The organism is Funiculus sociatus GB2-C1 (assembly GCF_039962115.1).
GTDB lineage: Bacteria > Cyanobacteriota > Cyanobacteriia > Cyanobacteriales > FACHB-T130 > Funiculus > Funiculus sociatus.
Genome location: NZ_JAMPKJ010000016.1, coordinates 54,482 through 69,225, shown reverse-complemented (window position 1 = coordinate 69,225; position 14,744 = coordinate 54,482). Strand labels below are relative to the sequence as shown.

General features: G+C 44.4%; 16 protein-coding genes and 1 pseudogene. 13 read left to right on the top strand and 4 right to left on the bottom strand.

Annotated features, from left to right (window positions below):
- Positions 1-105: 105 nt before the first annotated feature.
- From NDI42_RS10315 to NDI42_RS10290, 6 genes and pseudogenes are all read left to right on the top strand, one after another.
- Positions 106-1,155, top strand: a complete 1,050-nt coding sequence (locus NDI42_RS10315; RefSeq protein WP_190457025.1) for an aldo/keto reductase — start codon at positions 106-108, stop codon at positions 1,153-1,155.
- A 224-nt stretch (positions 1,156-1,379) separates the two neighbouring features.
- Positions 1,380-2,018, top strand: coding sequence for an antibiotic biosynthesis monooxygenase family protein (locus NDI42_RS10310; protein ID WP_190457023.1), 639 nt, complete (start codon positions 1,380-1,382; stop codon positions 2,016-2,018).
- 19 nt (positions 2,019-2,037) lie between these two features.
- On the top strand, positions 2,038-2,784 hold the full coding sequence (locus NDI42_RS10305; RefSeq protein ID WP_190457021.1) for an SDR family NAD(P)-dependent oxidoreductase: 747 nt from the start codon (positions 2,038-2,040) through the stop codon (positions 2,782-2,784).
- Between the two features lie 165 nt (positions 2,785-2,949).
- Positions 2,950-3,126: pseudogene (locus tag NDI42_RS10300) on the top strand (SDR family oxidoreductase); the annotation flags it as partial.
- A 129-nt stretch (positions 3,127-3,255) separates the two neighbouring features.
- Positions 3,256-4,449 (top strand): MFS transporter, encoded by a 1,194-nt coding sequence (locus tag NDI42_RS10295; RefSeq protein ID WP_190457017.1) that lies wholly within the window; start codon positions 3,256-3,258, stop codon positions 4,447-4,449.
- A gap of 56 nt (positions 4,450-4,505) precedes the next feature.
- Complete coding sequence (locus NDI42_RS10290) at positions 4,506-4,898, top strand: VOC family protein (protein ID WP_190422130.1); 393 nt, start codon at positions 4,506-4,508, stop codon at positions 4,896-4,898.
- A gap of 163 nt (positions 4,899-5,061) precedes the next feature.
- On the opposite strand, the gene NDI42_RS10285 is transcribed toward NDI42_RS10290, so the two are convergent.
- Both NDI42_RS10285 and NDI42_RS10280 read right to left on the bottom strand, forming a co-directional pair.
- Entirely contained in the window at positions 5,062-5,802 is a 741-nt protein-coding gene (locus NDI42_RS10285) for a 4'-phosphopantetheinyl transferase family protein (protein WP_190457015.1), read from the bottom strand.
- A gap of 260 nt (positions 5,803-6,062) precedes the next feature.
- Positions 6,063-6,458 (bottom strand): AbrB family transcriptional regulator, encoded by a 396-nt coding sequence (locus NDI42_RS10280; RefSeq protein ID WP_190422134.1) that lies wholly within the window; start codon positions 6,456-6,458, stop codon positions 6,063-6,065.
- 390 nt (positions 6,459-6,848) lie between these two features.
- On the opposite strand from NDI42_RS10280, the gene NDI42_RS10275 reads away from it, so the two are divergent.
- Positions 6,849-7,823, top strand: a complete 975-nt coding sequence (locus NDI42_RS10275) for an alpha/beta hydrolase (RefSeq protein ID WP_190457013.1) — start codon at positions 6,849-6,851, stop codon at positions 7,821-7,823.
- Positions 7,824-7,993: 170 nt separating this feature from the next.
- Positions 7,994-8,878 (top strand): hypothetical protein, encoded by an 885-nt coding sequence (locus NDI42_RS10270; RefSeq protein WP_199311257.1) that lies wholly within the window; start codon positions 7,994-7,996, stop codon positions 8,876-8,878.
- 74 nt (positions 8,879-8,952) lie between these two features.
- Here the strand turns inward: NDI42_RS10270 and NDI42_RS10265 are convergent, their stop codons facing one another.
- Positions 8,953-10,509 carry a metallophosphoesterase family protein gene (locus NDI42_RS10265; RefSeq protein WP_190457012.1) on the bottom strand — a complete coding sequence of 519 codons (1,557 nt, stop codon included), beginning with the start codon at positions 10,507-10,509 and terminating at the stop codon, positions 8,953-8,955.
- Between the two features lie 116 nt (positions 10,510-10,625).
- Here NDI42_RS10265 and NDI42_RS10260 point away from each other — a divergent pair, with 116 nt between their 5' ends.
- From NDI42_RS10260 to NDI42_RS10250, 3 genes are all read left to right on the top strand, one after another.
- Positions 10,626-11,162, top strand: coding sequence for a DUF1349 domain-containing protein (locus tag NDI42_RS10260; protein ID WP_190457010.1), 537 nt, complete (start codon positions 10,626-10,628; stop codon positions 11,160-11,162).
- 78 nt (positions 11,163-11,240) lie between these two features.
- Complete coding sequence (locus tag NDI42_RS10255) at positions 11,241-11,705, top strand: cupin domain-containing protein (RefSeq protein ID WP_190457008.1); 465 nt, start codon at positions 11,241-11,243, stop codon at positions 11,703-11,705.
- Positions 11,706-12,073: 368 nt separating this feature from the next.
- The gene (locus NDI42_RS10250) at positions 12,074-12,427 is read left to right on the top strand and encodes a hypothetical protein (RefSeq protein ID WP_190457006.1); all 354 of its coding nucleotides are present in this window, start codon (positions 12,074-12,076) and stop codon (positions 12,425-12,427) included.
- Between the two features lie 158 nt (positions 12,428-12,585).
- Here the strand turns inward: NDI42_RS10250 and NDI42_RS10245 are convergent, their stop codons facing one another.
- Entirely contained in the window at positions 12,586-13,116 is a 531-nt protein-coding gene (locus tag NDI42_RS10245) for a universal stress protein (RefSeq protein WP_190457004.1), read from the bottom strand.
- A gap of 277 nt (positions 13,117-13,393) precedes the next feature.
- Between NDI42_RS10245 and NDI42_RS10240 the strand changes: the two genes are divergently transcribed.
- Entirely contained in the window at positions 13,394-13,699 is a 306-nt protein-coding gene (locus NDI42_RS10240) for a winged helix-turn-helix transcriptional regulator (protein ID WP_190457002.1), read from the top strand.
- A gap of 97 nt (positions 13,700-13,796) precedes the next feature.
- Positions 13,797-14,705 carry an ion channel gene (locus tag NDI42_RS10235; RefSeq protein WP_190457000.1) on the top strand — a complete coding sequence of 303 codons (909 nt, stop codon included), beginning with the start codon at positions 13,797-13,799 and terminating at the stop codon, positions 14,703-14,705.
- Positions 14,706-14,744 lie beyond the last annotated feature (39 nt).

The following is a 14,744-nucleotide window of genomic DNA, read 5'->3' as shown; positions in this document are numbered from 1 at the left end:
TCCTCTAAGGCTACGCTGAAAGCAAGCTACAACCATTCCCGACAACTATTCTTAAGTAAACGGTCTCGCGCTAAAACGACATTCGTTCAACAAGGGGAAAAAACAATGAGATACAAACTCTTGGGTAAAAGCGGATTGAGGGTTTCTGAACTTTGCTTGGGAACAATGACCTTCGGTGAAGATTGGGGTTGGGGTGCTTCCAAAGACGAAAGCCGTCAGGTTTTCGATGCTTTTGTGGAAGCAGGAGGCAACTTTATTGACACCGCCAACGGCTACACCGATGGCAGCAGCGAGAAAATCGTTGGTGAGTTAATTGCCGCAGAACGCGATCTCTTTGTCGTTGCAACCAAATACTCATTCCCCTTGCATATGAGCGACAAGGCAGGCAACCCCAATGGCAGCGGCAACCATCGCAAGAGCATGATGCAGTCGCTAGAAGGCAGCCTAAAACGCCTCAATACCGACTACATCGACGTATTCTGGCTGCACGCTTGGGACTTTATGACACCTATTGAAGAAGTGATGCGTGCCTTTGATGATCTGGTACGCTCTGGCAAGGTGTTATATATCGGCATTTCGGACGCGCCTGCTTGGATTGTTTCTCAAGCAAACACCTTGGCGCAATGTTACGGCTGGACTCCGTTCGTCGCTTTGCAAGTTGAGTACAGTTTGGTTGAAAGGACACCGGAACGCGACTTGTTACCGATGGCGAAGGCATTTGACTTAGCGGTTACGCCGTGGTCGCCTCTTGGCTCTGGTGTGCTGACGGGTAAATACAATAAAGGCAGTGGCAATAACGAACAAGGACGACTGGCAACTACTTCCGGGGGAAATATTTCCAAACGCCATCTAGCGATCGCAGAAGTTGTGAGTCAAGTTGCCGAAGAAATCGGACACACGCCTCCACAAGTTGCATTAGCTTGGTTGCTTGCTCAAAGTGGCGTTGTCATCCCAATTATCGGCTCTCGCAAAGTATCGCAGATTAAAGATAACTTAGCTTGTCTGGATGTGAAGCTATCACCAGAGCATTTGCAACGCCTCAATGAAGTTAGCAAAGTTGAGCTTGGCTTCCCCCATGACTTTTTAAGCAATGACATGATCCGCGATCGCCTTTTTGGTGGCACGTTCGACTTAATCGACAATCACCGCAGCTGAAATTAAATAAGAAAGCGATCGCATTTGGTAATACGTTTGGTAGGGGCATAATATTCTCATGCCCCTACCAAACGTCACAACGGCCATATATTCTACCGAACGGAGAAAAGCTATATTTTTACTGACTACCTAGAAAAATGGCTAGTAGCGTTCCTACAGCATTAGCGCTAGTATGCTGGCAATTTAAAGATTTTGGTTCACCAACAATCCCAGGAGAGATCAAAATGCCGACTATTGCAAAAAATAACAATGTAATTACGGTGATAATTATCTTCGAGGTAGAGCCGGAACGACAGCAGGAATTAATAGATACTATTGGGGGATTTCTCGAAACAGCGGTGAAACATCAACCAGGTTTCGTCTCATCCAGCCTCCACAAAAGTATAGACGGCGTAAGAGTGATGAACTATGCCCAGTGGGAAACCTTAGAAGATTACCAAGCTTTTGTCAACAACTCTGAAGTACAGGCAGTTGGTAAAAAGCTTTCCCAGTTTAAAATTCATGAGTCACACGTCTACGAAGTCGTAGTTTCTCTGCCAGATGACGCTGAACTCAAAATTACTAAAGGTGGTTTGATTCACCTTGCAGAATTTAGAGTAAAACCAGAAAATCAGATGCGCCTAGTGGAATTGGAGAGGGAATACCTACCACTCGGGTTGCAAAATCCCGGACTTTTATCTGGGAATTTTCATCGCTCTCTTGACGGTGTACATAATGTTAACTACGGACAGTGGCGCAGTTTTGAGTATTTTGAGGAACTGCTAAAAGATCCAAAATACAAACCTTTGAGTGAGTATTGGCAAGGGTTAGCTGAAAACGAGTTTCATTTGTACGAGGTTGTTTTCACCGAACCTGCTGATTAATTATAAAGAGATAGTCGAAATGGGCAGAAGTCTGAAAGGGAAAGTTGCTGTTGTTACAGGCGGATCGAAAGGGTTAGGACAAGCTTTTGCCAAAAGACTTGCTGAAGATGGGGCAGATATTGCGATCGCTGCCACATCTTTAGCACAAGAAACTGAAAAAATGGTCAAAAATGCTGGGCGTAAAGCTGAAATTAGCGTTTGTGACGTATGCTCACCAGAGGATGTCAGCAAATTTGCTGCTGTTGTGATGGAGAAATTTGGGCGTTGCGACATCCTGGTTAATAATGCAGGAATCTATCCCTATCAGTCTTTTGACCAAATGAGTTTTGACGACTGGCGCAAGATGATGGCGGTTAATTTAGACTCGCTATTTTTAATGTGCAAAGCTTTTTTACCAAGCATGAAGCAGAACGGCTACGGACGCATTATTAACTTGTCCTCAACTGTAAGCTGGCTAGTAATTCCCGACTATACTCACTACACAACGGCAAAGATGGGTGTTATTGGGTTTACACGAGCTTTGGCATCGGAAGTGGGAGAATTTGGAATTACAGTGAATGCGATCGCTCCCGGTTTGGTTCGCACTGGCACCACAGAAACAAATTCGCCACCAGAAGTTTTTGACATGGTGGCAGCAAGGCAAGCAATCAAACGCACGCCAACACCGGATGATGTTGTTGGTGCAGTGTCTTTTCTTGCCTCAGATGATGCTGCTTTTATAACTGGACAAACTTTAATTGTTGATGGCGGACTGGCGCGGGCATAAGTAAGTTCTGGGCAATTTGATTCAACTTAGTCAACCTCGGCTAAATCTTAACTAACTCTTAAGTAAAGGCAGATAACTGTAATGGTGTCTTTAAGTGGAAAGGTAGCAATTGTAACTGGCGGAAGCTCTGGTATCGGACGGGCGTGTGCGATCGCATTTACCTTTGAGCGTTTTGCCAAAGAAAACCCGCAAGGAATTGAACAAATTAATCAAATGCACCCCATTGGGCGTGTTGGCAAGGCGGAAGAAATTGCCAACGCTGCGATTTGGCTTTGTTCAGATAAAGCTTCGTTTGTCACGGGGCAATCGCTGGGAGTCGATGGAGGATATACAGCACACTAAGGCAAGCAAGAACAATGCGATCGCTCTCTTATATTGCCCAATTGAAGTAAGATTTTTTTGGGCTAATGGTAGGCGCTATCCACCGTTTTATTTCGTCCATATTTATCGACTCAAAAACCGAGTAACTTCATGCAATCAACAGAAGCCGATGGTCAGCAACACAACCCCAAAAACTTGCTTAAAGACAAAAATCTTCTGATTATTTTTGCGATTTCTCTAATCGCTGTTCTCGGTGTTTCCAGTGTAACTCCGGCTTTCCCGAATCTAGCTAAAGCCTTAAATGTAGCTCCGGAAAATATTGGATTATTGGTTACAGCCTTCACGCTTCCCACTCTGTTGCTAGGCCCTATTATTGGTGTTCTTGCCGATAGAATTGGCAGAAAGAAGATTATTGTTCCTTCACTGCTTTTATTTGGAATTGCTGGCACAGCCTGCGCCTTTGTGCGTGATTTTAACCTTTTACTGTTGTTCCGCTTATTGCAAGGAATTGGTGCAGCTTCTTTACTTTCTCTCAGCGTCACCTTAATCGGCGATTTGTATGCCGGAGAAAGACGCACTGCGGCAATGGGTTATAGTGCCAGCGTCAGCAGTATCGGCACCGCAAGTTATCCAACAATTGGCGGCGCACTAGCAACAATTGGCTGGTATTATCCTTTTATGTTACCCGTGGTAGCTATTCCTATCGCGTTAGTGGTATTGTTTGCCTTGAAAAATCCTGAACCGAAAGGCGAACGTAATCTACGGGAATATTTGATAAATGCTCGCGGAATTCTGAAAAATCGTCAGTTGGCGGGATTGTTTATTGCAAGTGCTGCTAACTTCGTGCTTCTTTATGGTGCTTATGTAACTTATTTGCCACAATTGATTAACGATACATTTAAAGCGCAGCCCTCTACAATTGGAGTGATACTCTCTAGTATTTCGGTAGCGATCGCATTCACTTCTTCACAGCTAGGTAGACTCGCCAGACGTTTTAGAGAAACAACTTTAATTAGAGCATCTTTTGTTTTCTACGCCATCGCTCTATTTATTGTTCCCTTCGTAACGAATATGTGGTTACTATTAATACCAACCACGATTTTTGGGATTGGGCTTGGCATTGGATTTCCCAGCATTCAAACTCTCTTAGCAGCTCTGGCACCCAGAGAATATCTAGCTACCGTCATAGCTGTAAACGGCACATTTTTTGGATTAGGGCAAACTTTAGGGCCGCTACTGATGGGAATTGCCTTTGGCATTGGTGGGATTCATAGCGTATTTTTTGCGGGTGTTGGGTTTGCAATTATTACCCTAATTGTGTTCAGATATTGCACCTGTATGTAACAATATAAGTTTACAAGCACCTTCTTGAAGTATCACTATCATCAGGTAAAGTAGTTATGATTGGTTTTGCCTATACAAGACTGCTGGTAAAGGACTTAAAAGCTTGTTTTGACTTTTACAAAGATGTCATGGAATTTGACGTTACCGTAGAAGATGAAAAAAGCGGATATGCTGAGTTTAAAGCTGGAGATATGAGACTTAGTTTATTCAGACGGCAAGAAATGGCGCAAATGATTGGCAATGCTGACAAGCCAGAAAATGCCGAATGTCAAGACAAGGTAGCGTTAGTTTTTACTGTGCATGATGTAGATCAGGTATATCATAAATTAAGGCATAAGGGAGTCAACTTTACAACAGAACCAATGAGCAATCCCTACTACGGAATTAAGACGGCTTATCTTCGCGACCCCGACGGAAATCTTATAGGTTTATATCAGTCTTTAGACTAATACGCTTTAATAAACGTAGGGGCATGGCACTGCAATGCCCCTACAAAACGTAAGTTTTACCAGTTATATAATCCATATTCCTAAAAATTAGATAAGACTTTTACCCAATTTTTAATTACGAGAAGCTATGTTTAATTACCCCTACCTGCTTAATAACTAATGACTATAGAAATTGCCAACTCCTGAGATGCCAACCTTGTCCAGCAACAACAAGAGCAGCCACATAGTTTGCAGTAGGTGCTAACTCTTGGAGAACCCAGTCTTGAGAAGCTAAACTGCTGGGGAGACGAAGTTCACTAGCTGGTTTTTCGGGAGCAAGCAAAATTTCAATTTGGTCTAACTGAGCCAGTCCGTCTCCAGTTGCTTTTAGATAAGCTTCCTTGCAAGTCCAGTAACGAAAGAATGTTTCCTGCTTCTGCGAGGGAGGAAGCGCACGAATTACAGCATATTCTTGAGCGGAAAAAAAGCGTTTGGCGAGTTGTTCGGCATCGGAGATAGGACGGATATATTCCAAGTCAATGCCAAGAGAGCGATCGCGTCCAACAGCATACAAAGCGAGTCCCTGAGAGTGAGACAAGTTAAAACAGAGCCTACTGTCACCGGATGTTTCAGCCAAAATTGGTTTACCACGCGGTTCATACCCAAATTGCACCTCAGACGGATCGATACCCAAATAGCGAGCCAAAATGGTTCTGAGAATACCGCGACCAGCAATGAAACGATTTCGATGTTGCTCAAAATAAAACCGCTCAGCCCGATTTCGTTCGTCGGCCGAGAGGGTTTTTGCCAACAATTGAAGATGCGATGTCGGTGGGTCAAGGTCAGCCCGCCAAACATGAATTTCATCCCTCGACAAGATTAAATCTGCCGATGGATTGAGCCATTCATTATCATAAATAGTCATTCGATTTTGGATTTCTGCTTTCTTACTCCTCAGCAGTCCTCCTGTCTCAACCCAGGATAACCCAACTGGGCCTTCGAGCAGTTAAAATACCCCAATCAAAATATCTTAATATCAACCAAGAAGCCTTAAGCTTTGTAGTTGCTCAAGGCTTCTTGGAAGTGGATGGCTCTCTAGATTTCTACCTTGGTTGTGGTTGGAGCGATCGCGCTACCAAGCCTGAAGAATCCTTCTAGCCTGCTATTGCGGACAAAGCCACATGTTTAAGCAGACGTTGGCAGTTCTTCTGCATCAACTTGTTGCAGCTTGATATGCTTGCGTCCTAGAGAGATTTCAAACTCATCCCCGGCTTGAAGTCCCATTTGCTTAGTATAAGCCGAGCCTATTAGCAAATTGCCGTTGGACTGCACCGATATCCGGTAGCTGGCGCTACGTCCGCCGCGTCCTGTACCTTCTTGTTTACCATCTAATTCAATTCCCTCAGCATCTATGAGAGCGTTTAGGAATTTCATCATGTTCACGCGCTCCACACCACCTTTTGTGACAGTGTAGTATCCGCAGGCTCTAGCCTTTTCTTCTTTGCTCAAAGAGCCTATTTCTTTGACTTTTTTGATCAGCGCCTCTCCTGTTAAAGGCTCTGGTTTTTTCTTTTTGTCCATATTAGCTCTAATGGTTTCCTTGTTAATTACAATAACATCTTGCACAAAAAACTTCTATAAACAAGTAAATTTATTCTTATGGTAAAAACGCGATCGCATGATTACCCCTCTGGCGATGACTAAGTATTCGGGCGGCAATTAATCAGGATCAACTCTAATTTTTGTCTTTGAATGCAACGCCACCTGCTACATCGGGGAAGGGTGAAGCTTTCCCCATCAAATTTGTAGTTCCCAGGGAAGATACTTACGGCAGACTAAAAGCCTGCCATACACTAATTGCAGGCTTCTAGTCTGCCCCACAAGAAGTATATTCGCAAAAACAGGATTAAGTAATATGACAATAAAGATGTGTAACAGCTTAGTTATCTCGTAGCGGGAAACAACCTCTATATGCCCAACTATTTCAGCCTAACATCAGCAATCATTCGAGAAACAAAAGCGCATGAAGATGCACTGCCCCTAATGGATGAAGGCTGTCGCTCTCGGTTTCTTCTTCACCAAAAACCTACCGAGAAGGTATGTCTCTTCTTTCATGGGTTTACTGCCTCCCCAGAGCAGTTTGTACCTATAGGAGAAGCTTTTTTTAAAGCTGGCTACAACGTTTTAATTCCTTTGTTGCCAGGGCATGGTATTGCCGGGGAATGGGATGCAGACAACCCCCCTCCGCTGCCAGAAAATCAACAAGTTTATCAAGAGTTTGGTCTTCGCTGGCTAGACATTGTACAACCTTTGGGGACGAAAGTGATTGTGGGGGGACTATCTGGGGGCAGCACATTGGCGGCTTGGCTAGCACTAGAACGTAATGCACAAATTAATCGGGCTTTGCTATTTGCGCCTTATTTGAGCGGCAGCAATAAAGTGGTAGATTTATTTGTGGAAATCTTTAATATCTACTTTAAGTGGCGAACTGAACCAGGATTAGCCAGTTTTGGCTATCCTGGCTTTCTGATGCCATGTTTGCGCGTTTTTTTAGACATGGGACAAGACATTCTGGCACGTGCTGAAGAAAGTTTGGCTGCGCCGATGTTTATTATATCGAGTGAAAGCGATCGCGCTGTCGGTAAAGAGGAGCATGAAGCTTTATTTGAAGCCGCACTCAAGTATCAACCCTTTACTTGGTATCACTCCTTTGACCGAGTTCTGGATGTTCCCCACAATATGATGACAAAAGCTGAGGGAAACGACCATCTAGACTTGCTCATTGCGATAGCGAAAGCCTATGTAGAAAGCGGTTTAACCTGGGCTGAAGTTCAAGAAATTAGTTCACGCATGAAGCAAGGCTACTCTTTTGACACCGTGGTTGATGAACTCCATCTGCGTCAGTTAGTTCCTCCCAATTTTGCCCCCATAATAGCAGGGCTCTAGGTGGTTTTTTAGCATAGAAAGGTGACTAATTTAAGCTAAAACGCCAATTTATTCCTATTAAAGGAGGATGCAATGCTCACCAGATTGAGCATTAAGTTAAATTGACTGCCCGGTAATTAACCTAAAATTTGGGGAAGTGCATCTACTAATTTCTTGGAGGTTCAACAGAAATGCCATCTACTCGCCTTAGCGATTTAAAAGATGAGTATCAGAAACTTTGGGATAGCTGTGAAATAAAACCGGAGTTTTTGAAGAGTGTTAAAGAGGTAGCGGAAAAAATCCGGGCTACACGCGATCGCTATGAAGCTGTGCAGCAACAAATTGGAGTGCCGTGGTATTTTGTTGCAGTCATCCACAATATGGAATGTTCCCTCAATTTTAAGGGACATTTGCATAACGGTGACTCTCTCCAAAAGCGCACCGTGAAAGTCCCCCCTGGTAGACCGATTAATCCGCCTAAATTAGGATGGAATGTTGGATACAGTTGGGAAGAAAGCGCTATTGATGCTCTAAAATTCAAGGAATTCGACCAAGCCAAAGATTGGAGTCTGGCAGCACAACTTTGGAGATTAGAATCATACAACGGTTTTGGCTATAGATTGTATCATCCAGAAGTTCTCACCCCTTACCTATGGTCAACAACTAATCACTACAAAAAAGGGAAGTACACCGCAGATGGGAAATGGGATAGCCGAGCCGTTTCTGCTCAGATAGGTGCCGCAGCTTTGTTGAAACTTTTAATATCAGAAAATCCGGAAATTGACGCTACAAAAGCTGATAAGAAGCCAGAAGAAAACAAGTCAGAGGAAAAGGGCGACAAATCCACTTTATTGATCGTCAATGAGCCGGGGGCTTTTCTAAAGCTGAAACCCGAAAAAGTAGTGGCCTTATCAGACGAGGAAAAGGTATGGCTAAAAGTAGGTAAGGAGCTACCAGTTTTAGTTTGGCTAAAAGAGAATGATCATTTCTTTATCAAACTTGATGGCGTGATGTTTAAAGAGCGTGAAAGCTGGTATGTCTTTTGCAATCATTGCCAGCTAAAACCTCGCGAATAGTTTTTCCATCGGCTGAAAAAGCAAAAGGCAAAAACTCCTTTTTGCCTTTTACCCGTACTACTGGCTTCAAAACTTCAAATCGCAAAAGGTTCCAAGCCGCTATTGTTCCACTGTCGCTTAAATCGCTCAGCGATAAACGGTCGGACGACAAACTTAGGTGGGCAACCGTCTAGGACATCGATCCGCAAAAATGAGTATGGTCGTCGCTTTTGCGAACCTTGACCATTGCGACCGACAAAAAGATGCGATCGCGCAACTTGGCGAGTCTCCCCAAAAGTCTCCATCAATTCCGGCCCCTCAATCCTCTGGCGGCGGAGACTGTAACCGCTACCACCACAGACAATCCAATTGCTGTTAGAGTCAGCGTGTCCCGTCTCGCCCGTGCGAAGATATTCCAAACAGTGAGCGTGACCATTCAAAACCAGATCCACAATCGGACGACCCTCCGCCTGCTTTCCCACTGCATCAAACACCCCATCAAGTACCAAGCGGATTCGATGGCGAATCGCCAAAGTTTGCGCTTGATACCACTTCGTCGCCTCCGTAACATAGGGGGGATGGTGGAAATAAATCACACGTCCGCGCACCTCGGCTGTATTCCAAGATTCAATCAATCTTTGCTTAAGCCAATCCAATTGTTCGGAGTCAGTAACCGTTGTTTGGTTGGATGCTAATTGTTTGTCAATGTCTATTTTTACCTCGTCAACTTGCTCCAACTTGGCGTGCAAGTCATCAAGCTGTTCGGCATCGTCCGGTTGCTCAGGGTTTAAATTAGCTACGGTATCGAGGATTTGCTGTTTTTCTTGTTCCAACTCATCCCGCCGCTTTTCCAACTGGCGGCGATACTCGTTCCCCTCTTTTGTCGCTGGAAGCGGCGCAGGATCGTTAAAAGTATTCGAGTCAAGGGCGAAGAAATCAATCCCGCCACTACGGAACGTGTAATAACGATTAGGTAAGCGGGTAAAACTTCCGGGTTGATAACGCAGACAGCGCCCCGTGTCAGTTTGGGCAGTGTAATGGCAATCCAAATGACGGCGCAACTCTTGCGGATTATTGAACGCTTTCAAGTAGTCAAGGAACGCCTGTGCATAGGCATTACCTTGATACGAACCGTGCCACCTAACGTCCAAATCCAATTTTGACTTCAGTAGCTGGCGCAGGGGTAGTGTCGTCTGTGCAATCAATCCATAGACAAGAGGCAGATCGTAGTAATCGTGGTTCCCAGGCACGGGCAAAAATGGCATATTAAAAACCATCTGGTCATAAGCAATCTTTTCTGGCTTCTCCCCGCCCACCAGAAAATCTCGGTAAGGCTCAATAAAGTTTTTCGGGTAAAATTCGCTTGAGCCAACCAGATAAATTACGTCGCCCGTATGCAATACGAAACGGCTCTCAGGGCAATGTTCCGCCATCAATTCTGCGATCTGTCGTTGGGGGTTATGACCCCGATGAGATCCAGAACCGCTATCACCCACGACCAAAAATGAGAACTCTGGAGAGTCCGCACCATCGTCTAAAACCATCCGGGTTTGATCGATTCCCCGCTCAACAATACTTGAATCTCGCCACCGCACCCTTTCCTTCATCTTGCGGATTTTGACGGCGATGGGCGGATCTGACACAAATTTCATAACTAATACTCGTAGATTCCTTTTTAAAATTGCCTATTCCCAAGACTAGCCAATTTTACCCGCCTACTCTCTATATTCAGCATCTGGCAAAATGAAACAAAACAAAGATTGAAACTATGAAATGGTACAACGAACCGCCATCATGGAATGAACAAGAAGGTATTGTCACCGTTACTTCAGGAGCCGAAACAGATTTTTGGCGCAAGACTCATTACGGCTTTATCCGCGACAATGGAAACTTTTATTACCAACAAGTCACGGGAGATTTCACCGCCCAAGTCAAAGTTACCGGACAGTATCAAGTCCTGTACGACCAAGCCGGGCTAATGGTTCGCTTGGATGAAACCACTTGGTTAAAATGTGGCGTTGAATTTGTGGACGGCTTACAGTACGTTAGTGCTGTTGTCACGCGAGATTTTTCCGACTGGTCTGTAGTACCTTTGCCCCATAACCCAGCCTCCATATGGCTGCGGTTGAAGCGAAAAGCTGGAACAGTAGAGGTGCAATATTCGCTTGATGGCGAGCAGTACACTATGCTCAGGATGGCGTACCTAACTGAAATAGAAACAGTGAGTGTGGGGCTGATGTGCGCGTCGCCGGAAAGCGAAGGTTTCACAACGACATTTGAGGGTTTTAAACTAGGCAAATTGTAGAATTTTAAGCAAATTAAATCTTAGTTTTTTACCCGATTATGCTGATGATAGCGACGATTCATGGATGAGGAAAATCAGATGTCTTTACCTATCAAAGAGGTTGTGCTAGGGGCCGGAGAAGGTAGTCACCTCACAATTGGCAACAGTCAAGTGACATTCAAAGCTGTTGGTACAAATACTGACGGACATTTGGGGCTGTTTGAACAGACACTACCACCTGGAGGAACGTCACCCGAACCACATCTTCATCGGCACATGGAGGAGATGTTTTATGTTTTAGAAGGCGAAGTAGAAATTCTGGTTGGGGAGCAGACAGTGCAAGGTCAGGCGGGGGCGTTTGTGCTAGTCCCTCGCGGTACGCCTCACGCCTTTGCCAATCGGGGAACGCAAGCTGCGAAGCTGCTGATTATGTTTTGTCCGGCGGGATCTCGCGAGAAATACTTCGAGGGTTTGGCGGAACTTCTCAAAGATGGACAGCCGCCAGATAAAAAAGCTCTTGTTGAGTTAATGCGGAGATTCGACCAAGAACCTGTGAATATCTAATACAGGTGGGCATATCGCTAGTCTGCAAGGTGTTAGCTTGAATTAGCATTAAATTAAGCTAAAAAACTTCGCTTCTTTACAATTTTTCGCTAGAAGAAGTTGATGCTTTGTAACAGTTTACATAACTTTTGTGAAGTTTTGGGATCTTTTTGATGATTGTGTCAAAACTGGAGGTTAAGGGAGTCGATGCCTATCCATTAGACGCAACATCAATAAAGGCAATTACGGTTTGTCTAGGATAAGCGATCGCACTTAAGCTTCTGCTAGGTAATCTAGCCAGAACACATCTTGCATGTTTGTTCTGGAAAATACCCGTTTTAATTTGCTTGAGAACAAAACCCGTTTATTCATTTGTAGGAGTTTAGAGAATGAGTAAAACCATTGCCAATCTAACCTTACCAGCGGTAGTTAAAGAAATTGAAAAAGTTTTAGGGACTTATACCGATCATCCCTATCAAAAAGCTTTCTCTATTCCTGAATTGCGTCAAAAATTAATTGTCTATGTTCTCAGCCGAACCTCTAATAACTACGCAGTCATTGAGGAGGGTGAATCAGCAATAGACCAAAAATTTGTCAACTGTTGCTTGGAGCAACACTCAGAAATAGAATGTTTGATTCACCAAGGTATTCACCATATCCTTGAACAAAATTCAGATACGGTTAGTCACCAGATTCCTGAAGAAGTTGATTCAAGATATTTACCTTCTCACTGGTTTGGCTAATGTTATTGAAAAGAGGTAATTTTGTAACGCCAAGGTAAGCGCCAAGCAACGCAAAGTCAAAATTATATTTTCTTGGCGATACGACAGCGCTTACCTTGGCGTTTCTTGACATTCATTTATAGTTGTGTGCCTGAAAAAGCAACTAGGTTTATCTACTTTCAAGAAACTGACAATTCTTGATTTTCCTGAGCAACTTCTGTGCAGGAATTAGCTTTTCCTTGCACCGTCAGGACTGAGCAGTGAGCGTGATGAGTAACGTAGTTACTGACGCTACCCAGGATTAATTCACTTAAGCCAGAGCGTCCTCGCCGTCCCATCACAATGAGGTCTGCATCCCAATTCTGTGCCAGTTCACAAATAGTGCGACCAGGACTACCTGGGGTTTGGGTGAATTCAGTTTTTACCCCCACGGAAGCCGCTTCATCTGTGCGCGATCGCAATAAATCTAAACCTCGGTTTTCAAAGGTTTCCCACTGCTTTTTGTAAATCTGGATGATGTCGTCGTTTACAGGTGTGTAGTAGTCTAAGCTGGAGAGTAATGGGCTTATTGGCGTACCCTCTTCTTCTTGGGAAAGAACGTGCAGTAGCATGAGTTCAGCCTCGGTAGCTTTCGCTAAAACCAAAGCTGACTCAAAGATAGTTTGGCTGCTGGCAGAATTATCCATTGCAACTAAAATTTTGGAAAACATATATAACTCTTTGGTAATTGAAAAAAGTTAAAAATGGAGTATTTAGAGTTCTTAATTCCCAACTCTAAACTCTTAACTCTATCTTACTTCTCCTCCTTTGAATAAACACTCAGTTACTGGAAGTACGTTATACTTACCAAAAGTAAAAATCGACCCTAATCAAGCTATTCAGCTCTTTATTAAGAAAAATCAAGAATAGTGTAGGACGGCTAACTCTAACATCCCTCTCTTATTGGAATTGCCGAAAACAAGTACACAGATATATTAGGATCCTCAGATGTTGGACATCAGCCAGTGCAAAGAGGGTAGTCCGATTCAGTTCACTCTTGACCTGATCGGCAGTAAATGGGCTATTGTGATTCTGCGAGAGTTGTTTGCAGTCCGCCGTAGCCGCCAGTTGCTAGAAGTGTCTGGAATTAGCACCAAAACGCTGTTGATGCGGCTAAGAGAACTAGAAGAGTTTGGCTTAGTCCAAGGCCGAGTTTACGCAGAAGTTCCTCCCCATGTAGAATATTCTCTAATCGAAAGAGGGCGCGAAAATCAATCTGTGATGACGGCTCTAAATCAGCTAGAATCTCGATGATTAGAGAGTAAAAGTTGTGCTTGTCCTCTCGATTAAAAAGTGGAAGTAAAACTGTAGTTTGGCGTACTTTATAATTAGCTTTCTTCTACAATAATGTATGGCAAAAAGGCAACGTCCATCTTCGTCTAAGCGCTTTTTAAGCACGAATAGACAGTTTAACGTCGTGGGGCGAGGTGACTCGCTATTTCGCTGGGGCGACCTGTATTATTTAATACTCACAATCTCCTGGCCTTGGTTTTTCGTGCTGTTGGCTTTGGGGTATGCGATCGCCAACTCCCTGTTTGCGATCGCATATCTCGCGGGAGGCGACGGCATAGAAAATGCACAGCCTGGTTCCTTTAAAGATGCCTTCTTTTTCAGCGTTCAAACAATGGCTTCCATCGGGTACGGTGCAATGTATCCGCGCACGCTATACGCAAATTTCTTAGTCACAATTGAATCACTGGTCGGACTTTTGGGCATTGCTATGGGTAGCGGTCTGATGTTCGCCCGGTTCTCCCGTCCGACAGCTAGAGTCCTTTTCAGTCGTGTAGCAGTTATTAGTCGCTATGATGGCGTACCAACTTTGATGTTTCGGGCTGCCAACCAGCGTCGTAACTTTATTGTAGAAGCCCAGATAAACGTGACTATGGTGCGGAACGAAATCAACCGCGAGGGCGAATTTATGCGCCGATTCTACGACTTGAAACTGGTTCGCAGCCACACGCCTATCTTCGCGCTGTCGTGGACGGTGATGCACCCGATTGATGAGACAAGTCCCCTCTATGGGGCTACGCTGGAAACTCTTGCCCAGACGGAAACTGACATTGTGATTACACTAATCGGGCTAGATGAAACAGTTTCGCAAAATATCCATACCCGCCACTCTTTTTCGGATAAAGAAATTTTGTGGAATATGCGTTTTGTGGATATCTTTACTTCGGATAGGAGACAGGATGGGCGACGCTTGATTGACTATACCCGTTTTCACGATGTGGTTCCAGAGGGGTTGGGGACTGGGGATTAGGGGCTGGGGACTGTGGGAATCCAGATATAGAGGCTATGC

Coding starts and splice junctions, on each gene's coding strand:
- NDI42_RS10250 (WP_190457006.1), top strand. CDS start 12,074: ATGAGTAAAACCATTGCCAATCTAACCTTACCAGCGGTAGTTAAAGAA.
- NDI42_RS10245 (WP_190457004.1), bottom strand. CDS start 13,116: ATGTTTTCCAAAATTTTAGTTGCAATGGATAATTCTGCCAGCAGCCAA.
- NDI42_RS10290 (WP_190422130.1), top strand. CDS start 4,506: ATGATTGGTTTTGCCTATACAAGACTGCTGGTAAAGGACTTAAAAGCT.
- NDI42_RS10265 (WP_190457012.1), bottom strand. CDS start 10,509: ATGAAATTTGTGTCAGATCCGCCCATCGCCGTCAAAATCCGCAAGATG.
- NDI42_RS10235 (WP_190457000.1), top strand. CDS start 13,797: ATGGCAAAAAGGCAACGTCCATCTTCGTCTAAGCGCTTTTTAAGCACG.
- NDI42_RS10280 (WP_190422134.1), bottom strand. CDS start 6,458: ATGGACAAAAAGAAAAAACCAGAGCCTTTAACAGGAGAGGCGCTGATC.
- NDI42_RS10260 (WP_190457010.1), top strand. CDS start 10,626: ATGAAATGGTACAACGAACCGCCATCATGGAATGAACAAGAAGGTATT.
- NDI42_RS10310 (WP_190457023.1), top strand. CDS start 1,380: ATGCCGACTATTGCAAAAAATAACAATGTAATTACGGTGATAATTATC.
- NDI42_RS10295 (WP_190457017.1), top strand. CDS start 3,256: ATGCAATCAACAGAAGCCGATGGTCAGCAACACAACCCCAAAAACTTG.
- NDI42_RS10240 (WP_190457002.1), top strand. CDS start 13,394: ATGTTGGACATCAGCCAGTGCAAAGAGGGTAGTCCGATTCAGTTCACT.
- NDI42_RS10285 (WP_190457015.1), bottom strand. CDS start 5,802: ATGACTATTTATGATAATGAATGGCTCAATCCATCGGCAGATTTAATC.
- NDI42_RS10275 (WP_190457013.1), top strand. CDS start 6,849: ATGCCCAACTATTTCAGCCTAACATCAGCAATCATTCGAGAAACAAAA.
- NDI42_RS10315 (WP_190457025.1), top strand. CDS start 106: ATGAGATACAAACTCTTGGGTAAAAGCGGATTGAGGGTTTCTGAACTT.
- NDI42_RS10305 (WP_190457021.1), top strand. CDS start 2,038: ATGGGCAGAAGTCTGAAAGGGAAAGTTGCTGTTGTTACAGGCGGATCG.
- NDI42_RS10270 (WP_199311257.1), top strand. CDS start 7,994: ATGCCATCTACTCGCCTTAGCGATTTAAAAGATGAGTATCAGAAACTT.
- NDI42_RS10255 (WP_190457008.1), top strand. CDS start 11,241: ATGTCTTTACCTATCAAAGAGGTTGTGCTAGGGGCCGGAGAAGGTAGT.